The sequence below is a fragment of the Nocardioides turkmenicus genome (genome assembly GCF_011045035.1).
Taxonomy (GTDB): Bacteria; Actinomycetota; Actinomycetes; order Propionibacteriales; family Nocardioidaceae; genus Nocardioides; species Nocardioides turkmenicus.
Window position 1 is genome coordinate 21,100 of the sequence record NZ_JAALAA010000017.1, and the last position, 14,189, is coordinate 35,288.

Sequence of the window (14,189 nt, forward strand, 5' to 3'; positions counted from 1 at the left end):
TGGGTCAGGACTGGAGGTCGACGACGATGCGCGTGACGTCCCCGGACCTCATCGCCTCGAAGCCCTCGTTGATCTCGGCGAAGGGGATGACCCGGGTCACCATCTCGTCGAGGAGGAGGCGCCCCTGCTGGTAGAGCCTGGCGAACTGGGCGATGTCCTCGCGCGCCTGGCCCGATCCCATGTAGGAGCCGATGAGGCGCTTCTCGAGGAAGAAGAAGTCGTGCGCAGGGACGCTGATCTCCGAGCCCGCCGACGCGATGCCGACCAGGCAGGCGGTGCCCGTCGGCCGCACCAGGGCCAGGGCGGTCTGTGCCGTACGCGCCGAGCCGACCGCCTCGAAGGCGTAGTCCACCCCGTCACCCAGCAGGCGGTGCAGCTCCTCGACCGTGTCCCCCTCCCCGCCGTTGATGACGTGGGTGGCGCCGTAGGTGCGCGCGGCCTTGAGCCGGTCCTCGTCGAGGTCGATGGCGACGATGGCCGAGGCGCCGGCGAGCCGCGCCCCCTGGATGATGGCCGATCCCACGCCGCCGCAGCCGATCACCGCGACGGTGCTGCCCGGCCGTACCTCGGCGCCGCGGAACACCGCCCCCACGCCCGTGACGATGCAGCAGGAGAGCAGACAGCCGACGTGCAGCGGCACGTCGTCAGGCAGCTTCACCAGCGCGTTCTCGCGCAGGAGGGTGTGTCGGGAGAATGCGCCGACCGCACCGAGCCTGTCGATGGGATCGCCGTCGGTGGTCTGGTAGGCCGACCGCGGACGCTGTCGGATCTCCTGAAGACGCTGGCACTGGGTCGACCTGCCGGCCGAGCAGTTGGCGCACAGGCCGCAGGAGGGGGTCAGCGCCCCGGTCACGCGGTCACCGGGGCTGAGCTGGGTCACCGCAGAGCCGACTGCCTCGACGATGCCGGCCACCTCGTGCCCCACGACGACCGGAAGACGGTCCGGTGGCACGGTGCCGGTCATGTAGTGGAGGTCGCTGTGGCACAGGCCGACGTTGGTGACCGCGACGCGCACCTCGTAGGGCTCCGGGTCGTCCACCCGGATCGTGGTGAGCTCGAGCGGCTCGTTGACGGCGGTCAGAACCGCCGCTTGGGTCTCGATCATGAGGTCGTCTCCTTGTTGGTCCAGAAGCCGGCGACGCCGGCGGTGAGCAGTCCGCTCGCCCAGGCCTCGTGGGCGGCGTGGTCCTCGCGCTCGAAGGCCGCCTCGACCTCCGCGACCAGGGGCCGCAGCAGCGCGAGGTGGAGCGCCGTGGTGTTTCCCTCGGGGGTCCACGCGTGCACGGTGTCGACGGCGCGCTCGAGGAGCTGGTCGGGCTCGACCACCTCGTCGAGCAGGCCGATCCGCAGCGCCTCCGCCGACGGGACCCGCGGGGACCCGAGCACCATGCGCATGGCGTGGTTGCCGACCAGGCGCCGCAGCAGCAGGCTGGTCGCGTTGGAGATGGTGAGGCCGCGAGCGTTCTCCGGCTGGAAGTACTCCGTCGTCGGCGTGCCGATCCGGGCGTCGCAGCACAGCGTGATCTCGGAGGCGCCACCGACGGCGATCCCGTTGACCGCGGCGACCACGGGGACCCGGGTCTGCAGGATCGCGCGCGTGACGTCATGGAAGCTCTCGAACGCCTCGTGGACCTCGGCCTCGGTGGTCGGCGCCTGCTTCAGGTCCTCGCCGGCGGAGAAGGCACGGCCGCGCCCGGTGAGGACGATGCCGCGAACCGTCTCGCCGGTGCCGAGCTCCCGCACCAGCGCCGCCAGGCGCAGCCGCATGGCCACGGTCAGGGCGTTGAGCTTGTCGGGACGGTCGAGCGTGAGCACCGCGACGTCGCGCACGACGGTGACGTCGATGTGGTCCTCACTGGGAGGGATGATCATGATCAGCTCCTCGGTCGGGCGAAGTCGTACGTGATGCCGGGCTCGGCAGCGGCCCGGGCCTCGAGCGCGGGCTTCGAGACCCGCTCGGAGGGGGTGCGCGGGAAGTCGGCGACGAACTCGACGTAGCGGGGCACCTTGAACCGCGCGAGCTGGGCGCCCGCACGCTCGAGGAGGTCCTCGGCGGTGGCCCGGTCCTCCGGCACCCCCTCCCTGAGCTGGACGAAGGCCTTGACCTCCTCGCCCATGACCTCGTCGGGTACGGCGACGACGGCCGCCGCGACGATCCGGTCGTCGCGCTCGAGTGCGGCCTCGACCTCGGCACTGGCGACGTTCTCCCCACCGCGACGCACCATGTCCTTGATCCGGCCGACCAGCTGGATGCCGCCGTCGGGACGGCGGACGACGAGGTCGCCGGTGTGCAGCCAGCCGTCGCGCAGCACGTCGGCGGTGGCGTCGGGTCGGTTCCAGTAGCCCTTCATCATCGGCGCGCCCGAGACGACGAGCTCGCCCGGCTCCCCGGGCGGGACCTCCTCCCCCGGCGCGGCGGGATCCTCGACGCGTACCTGCTTGGACGGCACTGGACTCCCCAGGCTCCCGCTGCCGACGGCGCCGGTGTCGTCGAACGGGCTGAACAGGTCGATCCCCGACTCGGTCATCCCGTAGACCTCGCGCCACGGCGCACCCCACCGCTCCTCGAGCTGTGCGTGGAGCGCGACCGGGATGCCCGAGCAGAGCACCATCCGGAGGTCGTTCTCCCGGTCCTCGGCCACCGGCGGCTGCTTGAACAGCAGGGTGGGCATCGACCCGAGGACGTAGAAGAAGGTCGCCCGATGACGGCGTACGTCGCTCATGAACGTCGACGCGGAGAAGCGGGGCAGGACGACCAGCGGTGCGCCAAGCGTCAGGGCGAGCGCGGTGTTCCACTGCGGGTCCATGTAGGAGAACGGCTGCGAGGTGAGCAGCACGTCCTCGGCCCCGAGCCCCGTGGCAGCGGCGCAGATCCACCCCAGCCGGACCCAGTAGTCGTGGCTGAGCATGCATGCCTTCGGGAAGCCGGTCGTGCCCGAGGTGTACTGCAGGTTCGCGAGGGTCTCCCCCGTGATCGGCACGTCCGGCGGCGTGGCGGGGAACGGCTCCGAACCGTCGTAGGGCACCTCGACGAGACGGACACCGGCCAGGTCGGGCTCGTCCGCCAGCACCTCGGCGACCAGAGCGGAGCGCTCGGAGTCGGTGAAGACGACGCGCGCCCCCGAGTCCTTCAGGACGAAGGCGAGGTCGGCGCGCCGGTAGCCACAGTTGACCGGGACCGCGACCGCGCCGGCCTTCAGCACGGCCAGCCAGGTCACCGGCCAGTGCACGACGTTCGGGAGCATGATCGCGACCCGGTCGCCCGGGCGGATGCCGTCGAGCTCGATCAGCCGATGAGCGAGTCGGGAGGTCCAGCCGTCGATCTCGGCGTAGCTCCACGACCACTCTCCGAAGCGCAGGAACTCCCGATCACCCGAGTCGCGCGCCCGCTGCGTCAGCAGCCGGCTGAGCGTCGGAACGTCGGGATCGTCCTTCATCCGTGCGGCCGCGACGACGGGTCCGGCCGTGACATGCGTGTTCACTGGGGGCTCCTCTGCTCTTGCCCGGCGGGTTCGTGGCTCGCGAGCCGCCGCACCGCCTGTTCCACGACCCACGTCAGCGCCGGGTCGTTGCTCTTCATCCATTCCGGGTGCCACTGGACACCGAGCACCGGGCGTCCCGGCACCTCGATCGACTCGACCACCCCGTCGTCGGTCCGGCCGGTCACGACGACTCCGACACCGCACCGGTCGACGGCCTGGTGGTGCCACGAGTTGGTGGTCGCGTCCTTGCCGAAGAGATCGGCGGCGATCGAGCCCGGGGTGAAGGTGACGAGGTGGTCGACGGTGCCGTCGGTGGGCGCGATCTCCGCCGAGAGGTGACTCACCGGGCCGTCCGGAAGATGCGGCACGAGGGTGCCGCCGAGGGCGACGTTGAGCACCTGCAGTCCACGGCACACGCCGAGCACCGGGATCCCTCGCTCGATCGCCGCCCGGACGAGCGCGATCTCGTACGCGTCCCGCTCGGCGTCGTGCACCATCGGGTTGGTCCGGGGGTCGATGTCGCGCACCACGGAGGTGTCGCCGCCCCAGCGTCCGGGGTGTACGTCCTGGCCGCCGGTGATCACCACGCCCGAGAGCCAGTCGCAGACCGCCGGTGCGTCGGTGTCGTAGGACAGGTGCACCGGCAGCCCGCCGGCCTCGGCGATCCGGGTGGCGAAGTCCGACATGGAGGTGTCGATGCAGCGGTCTCCGTAGCGCGGGTCGGCTCCGTTGAGCACCGACAGCTGGAAACGGCGTCCGGTGATGCCGATCAACGGCCGCATCACCCCGGCCTCCTCCCGCGCGCTCACGGGAACTCGAAGTATCGCTGGGACTCCCACGCGGAGAGCTCGACGAACGGATCGCCACCCTTGGTGTGGAACTCCATCCACTCCCATCGGCGCGAGGCGACCCAGAAGTCCACGAACTCGTCGCCGAGGTACTCCCGCAGCAGCGGGTCGGCGGCGAGGGCGGCCGCGGCCTTCGACATGGTGTCGGGGATCCGCGGGACTCCGCAGCTGTCCGGCAGGCACCAGGCCATGTCGCTGACCTGCGCGGGGGGGCTCGATCCGACGCTCGATGCCGGCCAGGACCCCCGCCAGCACGACGGCGAGCGCGAAGTAGGGGTTCACGTCGGCTCCGGGCAACCGGTACTCCAGGCGGGAGTACTTCGGGTGCCCGGTGATCGCCCGCACCGCGGCGGTCTTGTTGTTCACGCCCCAGCTGACGGTGGTCGGCGGGCCGGTGAGATCGACGAGCCGGCGGTACGAGGTGATCTGCGGCATCACGACGGACGTCGCGCCCGGCATGGTGGCCAGGAGTCCGCCGACCGCGTGGCGCATCAGCTCCGACGGCGCATCCTCGGCGAAGAAGCGGTTCACGCCGTCGCTCTGGAGCGAGACGTTGATGTGCGCGCCCTGGCCGAAGCCGGCGGTGGGCTTGGCCATGAACGACACGGTGTGTCCCAGCTCGTGGGCGACCTCGCGCATCACCTGCCGGGTGCGCGCCCAGCTGTCACCGAGCCGGATCGGGTCGGTCGGCGCGAGGTTGAGCTCGGTCTGACCCGGCGCCGCCTCGTCGGTCCATGCCTCCCAGCCGATGCCGACCTGGTCGAGCCGTTCGACGACCGCCTCCATGTAGGCGACCCAGTCGCCCGACCGGGCGAGGTGGTACGTCGCCCCGGTGCTGCCGCCGAGCGGCGTGAGGTCGCGGTAGCCGCGCGCACGCGCCTCCTGCACCGACTCCTCGAAGAGGGTCGCCTCGATCTCGACGGCGACGGTCGCGGCGTAGCCGAGATCGGCGAGGCGGGCGACCAGCTTCCGCACGAGGTTGCGCGGACAGATCGGCACCGGGGTGCCGTCCTTGAGCCAGTAGTCGCCGATCACCGAGTCCAGACCGGGCTTCCACTCCACCAGGGTCGACATGTCCGGGACCATCTGGATGTCGTAGATGTTGCCCCGCCAGTCCGGGAAGGCGTCGCCGAGAACGATCTCGTTGTTGAGGTCGATGGCGAACAGGATGTCGGCGAAGGCGAACCCTGCTTCCTTGCCGGCCTCGAACTTCGTGGACGACACGTTCTTGCCGAGGAGGCTGCCCTCGTGGTTCGTGGCCTCGAGGCGTACGGCCTTGCGGGCGTGTGCGAGCTCAGACATCGAAGCGGACCCTCCAGGAGGCTGCCGTCATCACGGACAGCTGGGACAAGGTGCCCTGGACCTGCACGCCGGCGGCCAGGGAGGCGAGGAAGTCGTCGGCACCGCTGAAGACGCCGGCGAGGATGCCGGCGGGACCAGCGACCAGATAGCTCGTCGGCCCGTCGCCGAAGCGGCCGTGCTCGGTCCCGTCGGACCCCTCGGCGTCCACGACGAGGACGTCAGGGATGCCCGGGATGTCCCGGGTGACCTCCCAGAACCGGGCCGCCGCCTCGCGCCAGCCGGGCACGGGCGGGCACAGCGCCCGTAGGACGGCGGCCGACAGCTCGGTATTGCCGGTCGGCTCCTCGGTGGGGGCGAAACGGGCGTTGAGGTCGACCACGACGGTCGCGTCGGACTCGGCGAGAGCCCCGGCGGCGACCTCCACGATTCCGGGCGCGAAGACGAGCGTGGCCACCTGCGGGGTGTCGTGCGAACGAACGATCACGGTGCCGGCAAGACCCGCCGTTGCATCCGGGATGCGGGCCGGTGCGTCCCGCAGCGTCCGTGCGAGGAGACGGACGATCGGGATCGGGTCGTCCTCGACGGCGATGCTGGCCGCCCCGAGGCGCGCCGGCGGCGCCTCGATCGTCGTGCTCTCGGTCATTCCTCGGCCCTCCGGGTGGGGTTCTGGTCGAACTTAGTCATTTGACTCGATCGTTTGACCAACGATGGTGCGACGCAGATCACGCCTTGTCAACCACCTCGCCCAGATCCGCGGGATCGCCGAGACAACTCACGGACGCCTCTTGACGCGCCGTGACACCTGTCACACACTTAGTCATCCGACCCAATCAAATGACTAACTTCCTAGGAAGTGCAGCATGAACCAGACCATCGCTACGGAGCACGCCGACATCGTCGTGATCGGCGCCGGCCTCTCCGGCATCGGTGCGGCGAAGTACCTGAAGGACGACTTCCCCGACAAGAAGATCCTGTTGCTGGAGTCCCGTGACTCGATCGGTGGCACCTGGGACCTGTTCAAGTACCCGGGCATCCGCTCCGACGACGCCGTGCACCACTACGGCTTCGCGTTCAAGCCGTGGCTGCACGAGGACGCGATCGCCGAGGGCCACCTGATCATGGACTACCTGCACGAGACTCTGACCGAGTTCGGCCTCGATGAGATCCTGCGCCTGCGGCACCGGGTCACCGCCGCCGACTGGTCCAGCGAGGACGCGCAGTGGACGCTGCAGGTCACCATCACCGACGAGCAGGGCAACGAGACCCACCGTGTCATCCGCACCAGCTTCGTCTTCAGCAGCACCGGCTACTACCGATACGACGAGGGCTACGAGCCGCGGTTCGAAGGTCGTGAGGACTTCCAGGGCGACATCCTGCACCCGCAGCACTGGCCTGAGGGCTACGACTACAGCGGCAAGCGCGTCGTGATCATCGGCAGCGGCGCGACCGCCGTGACCATGCTCCCCGCGATGCTCAAGGGCGACGGCGCGGCAGCCCACGTCACGATGCTGCAGCGGACCCCGAGCTATATCGCCTCGATCCCCCGGGTGGACAAGGTCGCCCAGGTGCTGATGAAGGTCTTCGGCATCGAGCGCGGCTATGCCCTGACGCGACACAAGAACATCTGGCGCGACCACTTCCTGGTGACGGTCCTGAGCAGGTTCCCCAGGTTCGGGCGCTGGCTCGTACGCAGCATGACGGTGAAGGAGCTGCCCAAGGGCTTCGACGTCGACGCCCACTTCTCGCCGCCGTACAACCCCTGGGACCAGCGCCTGTGCGCCACCCCGGACGGCGACTTCTTCCAGGCGATCCGCGAGGGCAGCGCCGACGTGGTGACCGGCCGGATCGAGCGCTTCACCGAGGACGGCATCCAGCTGGTGTCGGGCCAGCACCTGGAGGCCGACATCATCGTCACCGCGACGGGCCTGGCCATGCAGATGCTGGGTGGCATCGAGCCCACCGTCGACGGCACCCCCGTCAAGGTCTCCGACTCCGTGCTCTACCGCGGCGCCCTGATCTCCGGCGTACCCAACTGGGCGCTGATGATCGGCTTCACCAAGGCGACCTGGACCCTACGGATCCGCAACGTGACCCGCCTCGCCGCGGAGGTGATCCGCGAGATGGACCGCCGGGGCTGCGACGTCGCGCTGCCCGTCGCGCCGGAGGGCATGCCCACCGCGGACCTGTTCGACCTCTCGGCGGGATACATGCAGCGCGCCAAGGACGTGCTCCCCCGCCAGGGCACCGGCCTCCCGTGGCAGATGCACACGACCTTCGTCAGGGACAACCGGCTCTTCAAGGGACGGCTCATCCATGACGACATCAAGTTCTCGAAGCGAACCCGCAGCCCGGAGCGGGTCACGAGCGTGGAAGCGGTGTCATGAGCGAACAGCACTTCACCCTCGGTCAGCGCTTCCAGCGAGCGCTCCTGATCTTCCTGAGCCGCCTGCCCGCAGGCCTGCAGCGCCTGCTGGCGCGACCGGCGACGAACACGGCCGGCGACACCATGGCGCCCGACGTCGCGCTGCTGATGAAGCTCGGCGCGTCCGGGCCCGACTACAGCGACCTGCCGCCCGCGGAGGCGCGGGCCACGACGGAGCGCGACCTGCTCCTCTTCGCCTCGCGGATCGAGCCCTGCGCCGTGGAGGAGGAGATCGTCGTCTCGGACGAGGTTCAGCTCACCCGTTACAGCGACGGCGCCCCGTCGCACGGGTTGATCCTGTTCTTCCACGGCGGCGGCTTCGTGATCGGCAGCCGCGCGAGCTACACCGCGCCGGCGCGCATGATTGCGCAGGGCACGGGGGCCGACGTCGTCTCGGTCGAGTACCGCCTGGCGCCGGAAGCCCCGTTCCCGGCTGCCCAGGACGACGCTGTCACCGCCTGGCGCTACGTCGTCGAGCACGCCGCAGGCTGGGGCGTGGACCCGCACCGCATCGTCGTCGCGGGAGAGAGCGCCGGCGGCAACATCGCCGCCGTCCTGTGCCAGCAGGTGCGGGGCGAGGACGTGCAGCCGATGCTCCAGGTGCTGATCCAGCCGGTGACCGACCTGGTCGAGCACCGGCCTTCCCAGGACGAGTTCGCAGCGTCGCCCGCGCTGTCGGCCAAGCAGGTCGCCTGGTTCGTCCGCAACTATCTGCCGGAGGGAACCGATCCGGCGGACCCGCGCGTCTCGCCGTACCGGGCCTCCGGCCTGGCCGGACTTCCGCCGGCGATCGTCAACCTGGCTGGGTTCGACCCGCTCCACGACGACGGGCTCGCCTACGCGACCGCGCTGCTCGAGGCGGGCGTTCCCGCTCAGGTGGACCGCGAGCCCGGCCTGGTCCACGGCTACCTGTCCTACACCGCGGTCAGCCCGAGCTGCCGGGCGGGCACCGAGCGCCTCGTCGCGTCGATCTCCGCAGCGCTCGACCGCACCGTGCACGCCGCTACGAAGGCGAGCTGACGACATGACCACATCACCCGAGCTCCGCGCGGAGACCCGCGAGGTCGTCGTCATCGGTGCCGGCATGGCCGGCCTGATGGCTGCGACCACTCTCGCCGACCGCGACGTCGTCGTGCTCGAGGCTTCCGACCGTACGGGCGGGCGCGTCGACACCGTCCGCAGGGGCGACTACTGGATCAACGTCGGCACCCAGTTCACCGAGGGCACCGGCCCCTTGATCGACGCCCTCCACCGTCACCGGGTCCCGCTCGGCACCCTCGAGGGCAAGTCGGTCGCGCTCGCCCTGGGCGGCAAGCAGGTCGACACGTCGAACCCGTTCGCCCTGATGTTCCGGTCGAAGATGACCTGGCGGGACCGCTACGGGCTGGCCGTCGTCGGCGCCCGCATCCTCGCGAACGTGCCGTTCCTCGAGATGAGCGAGGACAACCGCTGGGCCAACCGCGTCCGCGCCGCGCTGGACCGCCGGCGCGCCGACTTCGTCCTGAAGGGCGTCTCCTCCGAGCTCACCCGCGAGATGGTGCGGTCCTGGTCGGGCCAGTGGATGGGCTGCGAGCCCGAGGAGACCGCCGCTCGGCAGTTCGTCTTCTCCATGGGCATCCTGCTCACCGACCCCGAGAAGGTCCCGAACCTGACGCTTCCGAAGGGCGGCAACCAGACGCTGACCGACATCCTGACCGAGGACCTCGGCGACAGGATCCGACTCGGCTCGCCCGTGAACACGGTGGAGTGGACCGACGACGGCGTGGTCGTCGACTACCAGGACGCCGCCGGGCCCGCTCGTGTGAAGGCACGCCGGGCGATCGTCGCGGTGCCCGCGGACGTCGCGGTCAAGATCATGCCCGGGCTGCCGGCGGCGTACCGGACGGCGTTCGAGTCCATCCACTACGGCCGCTACGTGGTGGTGGGCTTCTTCACCCACGAGGAGGGCAAGCCTCAGCGCTGGGACGACTTCCTCGCGGTCTCGACCCCGGGCCGCTCGTTCCAGGCGATCTTCAACCACGCCGCGGCCGTACGGCGCGGGGACGTCCGCAAGCCCGGCGGAGCGCTGGCGTGCTTCGCGGGCGGTGCCGAGGCCGACAGGCTCTTCGAGCTCACCGACGAGGAGATCGTCGCGCGGTTCACCGCGGACCTTCTCGACGTCTACCCCGAGCTCGAGGGCAAGGTCGACGCGGGCATCCTCCGTCGGCACCCCCGGGTCGTGCCGTTCTGGGGACCCGGCGGCCGCGCATCGCTGGAGACCCTCCAGCAGAACCTCGGACCCGTCCATCTCGCCGGCGACTACGCCCTCGACATGCCGTCACTGGCCGACGCCGCCGCGTCGGGCGAGCAGGCCGCTCGCCAGGTGCTGGCGAGCCTCTAGACGACCTCCACCCCATCTCCGACGACACCGAAAGACGATGATGCCTACCACCCAGAACCCCACCCGACAGGCTGACCGGCTCTACCACGACCTGCTCTCCCCCGCCGAGACCCTCGAGGTCCGCGACCGCGTGCGGAAGATCGCCGCTGATGTGGTGGCGCCCGCCGCGCGTCAGATCGCCAACGGCGACGAGCGCGTCGACGGCTTCCCCCGCGAGGTCTTCGACGGCCTCGCCGCGGCTGACCTCTTCCGGGTGCCCTTCTCCGCCGAGGTCGGCGGCGAGGGCCTGGAGCACCCGGTCACCGCCACAGCGGTGGCGATCGAGGAGCTCGCCTACCACTCCAGCAGCATCGCGGCCGTCTTCGACGTCCACTGCATCCTCGCCGGCAACGTGCTGACCCACGGCACGGAACCCCAGCAGCAGCGGTGGCTGCGGCAGGTGGCCGACGGCAGCCTGGTCGGCGCCTTCGCGACCACCGAGCCGGAGGCCTCCTCCGACCTGAGCCCGCAGGCGGTGCAGACCGTCGCGGTCAGGCACGGCGACACCTGGGTGCTCAACGGTCGCAAGCGCTGGATCTCCAACTCTCCGGTCGCCGGGTTCATCGTCACCCTCGCCCGCACCGAGGACCGACTGTCGATGTTCATCGTGGACACCTCTATGCCGGGCGTACGGGTGGGTGAGCCGGACCAGAAGATGGGCAACCGTGGCCAGCTGACCGCCGACGTCTGGTTCGAGGACGTCGAGCTGACCGACGCCGACCTGCTCGGCGGCGTACCCGGCCAGGGCCTCCGCCACGCGCTCGCCACCCTCACCCTCGGCCGCATCGGCATCGCTGCAGCCGGTGTCGGGATGGCACAGGCAGCGTTCGACCACGCCGTGGGGCACCTCAAGTCCCGGAAGGCGTTCGGCCGTACGCTGGGCGCCAACCAGCACTGGCAGTTCCTGATGGCCGAGCGTGCCACCGAGATCGAGAACGCGCGCACCCTCTCCTCAAGGCCGCGCTGCGCCGGGACGCCGGAGAGATCTTCCCCGAGCCGGAGGCCTCGATGGCCAAGTTCTACGGCAGCAGGCTCGCGGTCGACATGGCCCGCGACGCCATCCAGGCCTTCGGCGGCCTCGGCTTCGCCCGCGAGCTCAGCGCCGACGGGACGCCGGGACCGGTCGAGGCGATCTACCGCGACAGCAAGATCGGCGAGATCTACGAGGGCACCAACGAGATCCTCAAGTGGGTCGTCGCCCGCACCATCTTCGGCAAGGAGATCACCGGATGAGCCTCGCCGGACGCACCATCCTCATGTCGGGCGGCAGCCGCGGCATCGGCCTGGCGATCGCCGTCGCCGCCGCCCGACGCGGCGCCAACGTCGTCCTGCTCGCCAAGACCGACACCCCCGATCCTCGCTTGTCCGGGACCATCCACACCGCCGCCGCGGAGATCGAGGCCGCCGGCGGCGGCGCGCTCGCCGTCGTGGGCGACGTACGCGACGAGCGATCGGTCGAGGGAGCCGTCGAGAAGGCCGTGGCGAGGTTCGGCGGCATCGACATCGTGGTCAACAACGCCTCCGCACTTGCCGTCGACGGCACAGACACGCTGCCCATGAAGCGGTTCGACCTGATGACCGACATCCAGCTGCGCGGCACCTACCTGCTGACCAGCAAGGCCCTGCCGTACCTGCGCAAGGGGACCAACCCGCACATCCTCTCGCTCAGCCCGCCGCTCAACCTCTCCCCCGCCTGGCTCGGCGCCCACCCGGCGTACACGATGGCCAAGTACGGGATGACGCTGCTGACGCTCGGGTGGGCGGCGGAGCTCGCGGAGGACGGCGTGGCCGCCAACTGCCTGTGGCCAGAGACCTACATCGCCACCGATGCCGTACGGAACATCCTCGGCGGCGACGCCGCCCTGGAGCGGTCGCGCTCGCCTCAGATCGTCGCGGATGCGGCCGTGACGATCCTCGAGCGGCCGGCCCCCGAGTGCTCGGGCAACACCTTCCTCGATGTCGAGGTGCTCCGCGACGCCGGGGTCACCGACCTGTCGTCGTACGGCGGGACCGGAGACCTCGAGTACGACATCTTCATCGACCCACCGACACCATCTCGACCCACCGAGGAAACACCATGCTGAACCTGTCGACCCTGCTCGAGGAATCGGCCCGCACGTATCCCGACCGCGACGCCCTGGTCCTGGGCCCAACCCGTCTGACCTACAGCCAAGTGGACGCCGCGGCGAACCAGGTTGCGAACCTGCTCGTGGATCGCGGGATCGAGCCCGGCGACAAGGTCGCCCTGATGTGTCCCAACCTGCCGTACTTCTCGATCGTCTACTACGGCATCCTCATGGCGGGCGCCGTCGTCGTCCCGCTGAACGTGCTGCTCAAGGCGCGTGAGGTCGCCTACCACCTCGACGACTCCGACGCGAAGGCGCTGTTCGCCTTCGAAGGCACTCCGGAGCTGCCCATCGGCACTGAGGCCAAGACCGGCTTCGACCGGGTCGACGCCTGCCGAGAGCTGTTCGTCATCACCGCCGATCCAGCCACACCCTCGCCGATCGCGGACACCGAGACCTTCGCGCAGGCCGTCGCCGGCCAGCCGACCTCGTTCGAGACCGTCGCCACCGACGCGGACGACACCGCGGTGATCCTCTATACCTCCGGCACGACCGGACAGCCCAAGGGCGCCGAGCTGCGCCACCGCAACATGCGCGACAACGCGCTGGCCACCAAGGCGCTGTTCGGCTGCGACGAGACCAGGCCGGACACCTACCTGTGCGTGCTGCCGCTGTTCCACTCCTTCGGCCAGACGGTCATCCAGAACGGCGGCTTCGCCTTCGGCGGAACCGTGGTCGTGCTGCCCCGGTTCGAGCCGGGTCCGGTGATCGAGACGATGCTGAAGGAGTCGGTGACCGTCTTCGCAGGAGTGCCGACGATGTACTGGGGTCTGCTCGGCGCGCTCGAGAACGGCACCGAGGTGGAGACGTTGGCGAAGAACCTGCGGATGGCGATCTCCGGGGGCGCAGCGCTTCCGGTCGAGATCCATCGCGAGGTCGAGAAACGGCTCGGCGTCACGATCGCCGAGGGGTACGGCCTGTCCGAGACCTCCCCGGTGGCATCGTTCGCTCCGTACGGCGAACCGCCACGTCCCGGCTCGATCGGCACGCCGATCCCCGGCGTCTCGATGAAGCTGATCGACCCTGCCTCCTGGTCGGAGATCGAGTGGTCGGCCGACGCGATCGGCGAGATCGCCATCAAGGGTCACAACGTGATGAAGGGCTACTACCGACGCGAGAAGGCGACCGCCGAGGTGATCGACGCCGACGGCTGGTTCCGCACCGGCGACCTCGCCCGACGTGACGCCGACGGCTTCTACTACATCGTCGACAGGTCCAAGGACCTCATCATCAGGGGCGGCTTCAACGTGTATCCCCGTGAGGTCGAGGAGGTCCTCGTGACACACCCGGACGTGAGCCTGGCGGCCGTCGTCGGCGTACCGCACGAGAGTCACGGTGAGGAGATCAAGGCGTTCGTGATCCTCGAGCCTGGATCGACCCTGGCCACGGCCGACCTCGTCGCCTGGGCCAAGACCAAGATGGCATCGTACAAGTATCCGCGTCTCGTCGAGTTCGTGGCCAGCCTGCCGATGACCGCCACCGGCAAGATCCTCAAGCGCGAGCTGACGAGGACGAGCACGACCGCCGCGGCCACGCCTTCGCACGGATGAGCATCCAGACAGGCGCGAGCCGTAGGCGAGGGAGAGTCCG

General features: G+C 70.0%; 10 protein-coding genes and 1 pseudogene. 6 read left to right on the forward strand and 5 right to left on the reverse strand.

All coding sequences use genetic code 11. The features are described from left to right. Window positions 1-4: 4 nt before the first annotated feature. Genes G5C66_RS18825 through G5C66_RS18850 form a run of 5 tightly spaced genes read right to left on the reverse strand, consistent with a single transcriptional unit; the run spans window position 5 to window position 6,275 of the window. Window positions 5-1,105, reverse strand: a complete 1,101-nt coding sequence (locus G5C66_RS18825) for a Zn-dependent alcohol dehydrogenase (protein ID WP_165112472.1) — start codon at window positions 1,103-1,105, stop codon at window positions 5-7. Next, complete coding sequence (locus G5C66_RS18830; RefSeq protein WP_165112473.1) at window positions 1,102-1,872, reverse strand: enoyl-CoA hydratase/isomerase family protein; 771 nt, start codon at window positions 1,870-1,872, stop codon at window positions 1,102-1,104. Before G5C66_RS18830 ends, G5C66_RS18825 begins: the two co-directional genes overlap by 4 nt. Before the next feature lie 2 nt (window positions 1,873-1,874). Then, window positions 1,875-3,482, reverse strand: a complete 1,608-nt coding sequence (locus G5C66_RS18835) for an AMP-binding protein (RefSeq protein ID WP_206444299.1) — start codon at window positions 3,480-3,482, stop codon at window positions 1,875-1,877. Beyond that, a complete protein-coding gene (locus tag G5C66_RS25615) occupies window positions 3,479-5,632 on the reverse strand; it encodes a gamma-glutamyl-gamma-aminobutyrate hydrolase family protein (RefSeq protein WP_206444300.1) in 2,154 nt (717 codons plus the stop codon). Before G5C66_RS25615 ends, G5C66_RS18835 begins: the two co-directional genes overlap by 4 nt. Beyond that, on the reverse strand, window positions 5,625-6,275 hold the full coding sequence (locus G5C66_RS18850; RefSeq protein ID WP_165112474.1) for a hypothetical protein: 651 nt from the start codon (window positions 6,273-6,275) through the stop codon (window positions 5,625-5,627). The genes G5C66_RS25615 and G5C66_RS18850 overlap by 8 nt, the downstream gene beginning before the upstream one ends. Before the next feature lie 217 nt (window positions 6,276-6,492). On the opposite strand from G5C66_RS18850, the gene G5C66_RS18855 reads away from it, so the two are divergent. The 6 genes and pseudogenes from G5C66_RS18855 to G5C66_RS18880 all read left to right on the forward strand — a co-directional run bounded on the left by G5C66_RS18855 (window position 6,493) and on the right by G5C66_RS18880 (window position 14,149). Further along, window positions 6,493-8,016: a flavin-containing monooxygenase gene (locus tag G5C66_RS18855; protein WP_165112475.1), complete on the forward strand. Its 1,524-nt coding sequence runs from the start codon at window positions 6,493-6,495 to the stop codon at window positions 8,014-8,016. Next, window positions 8,013-9,074 carry an alpha/beta hydrolase gene (locus G5C66_RS18860; protein ID WP_165112476.1) on the forward strand — a complete coding sequence of 354 codons (1,062 nt, stop codon included), beginning with the start codon at window positions 8,013-8,015 and terminating at the stop codon, window positions 9,072-9,074. The genes G5C66_RS18855 and G5C66_RS18860 overlap by 4 nt, the downstream gene beginning before the upstream one ends. A 4-nt stretch (window positions 9,075-9,078) precedes the next feature. Beyond that, window positions 9,079-10,434, forward strand: a complete 1,356-nt coding sequence (locus G5C66_RS18865; RefSeq protein ID WP_165112477.1) for a flavin monoamine oxidase family protein — start codon at window positions 9,079-9,081, stop codon at window positions 10,432-10,434. 40 nt (window positions 10,435-10,474) lie between these two features. Further along, window positions 10,475-11,706 (forward strand): annotated as a pseudogene (locus tag G5C66_RS27100) (acyl-CoA dehydrogenase family protein). Next, entirely contained in the window at window positions 11,703-12,557 is an 855-nt protein-coding gene (locus G5C66_RS18875; RefSeq protein WP_165112478.1) for an SDR family oxidoreductase, read from the forward strand. The pseudogene G5C66_RS27100 and the gene G5C66_RS18875 overlap by 4 nt, the downstream one beginning before the upstream one ends. Further along, window positions 12,551-14,149 (forward strand): long-chain-fatty-acid--CoA ligase, encoded by a 1,599-nt coding sequence (locus G5C66_RS18880; RefSeq protein WP_165112479.1) that lies wholly within the window; start codon window positions 12,551-12,553, stop codon window positions 14,147-14,149. The genes G5C66_RS18875 and G5C66_RS18880 overlap by 7 nt, the downstream gene beginning before the upstream one ends. Window positions 14,150-14,189: the final 40 nt, after the last annotated feature.

Bases quoted from the DNA above. Each gene is read 5' to 3' on its own strand.
- G5C66_RS18825 (WP_165112472.1), bottom strand. From the start codon at position 1,105: ATGATCGAGACCCAAGCGGCGGTTCTGACCGCCGTCAACGAGCCGCTC.
- G5C66_RS18830 (WP_165112473.1), bottom strand. From the start codon at position 1,872: ATGATCATCCCTCCCAGTGAGGACCACATCGACGTCACCGTCGTGCGC.
- G5C66_RS25615 (WP_206444300.1), bottom strand. From the start codon at position 5,632: ATGTCTGAGCTCGCACACGCCCGCAAGGCCGTACGCCTCGAGGCCACG.
- G5C66_RS18850 (WP_165112474.1), bottom strand. From the start codon at position 6,275: ATGACCGAGAGCACGACGATCGAGGCGCCGCCGGCGCGCCTCGGGGCG.
- G5C66_RS18855 (WP_165112475.1), top strand. From the start codon at position 6,493: ATGAACCAGACCATCGCTACGGAGCACGCCGACATCGTCGTGATCGGC.
- G5C66_RS18860 (WP_165112476.1), top strand. From the start codon at position 8,013: ATGAGCGAACAGCACTTCACCCTCGGTCAGCGCTTCCAGCGAGCGCTC.
- G5C66_RS18865 (WP_165112477.1), top strand. From the start codon at position 9,079: ATGACCACATCACCCGAGCTCCGCGCGGAGACCCGCGAGGTCGTCGTC.
- G5C66_RS18875 (WP_165112478.1), top strand. From the start codon at position 11,703: ATGAGCCTCGCCGGACGCACCATCCTCATGTCGGGCGGCAGCCGCGGC.
- G5C66_RS18880 (WP_165112479.1), top strand. From the start codon at position 12,551: ATGCTGAACCTGTCGACCCTGCTCGAGGAATCGGCCCGCACGTATCCC.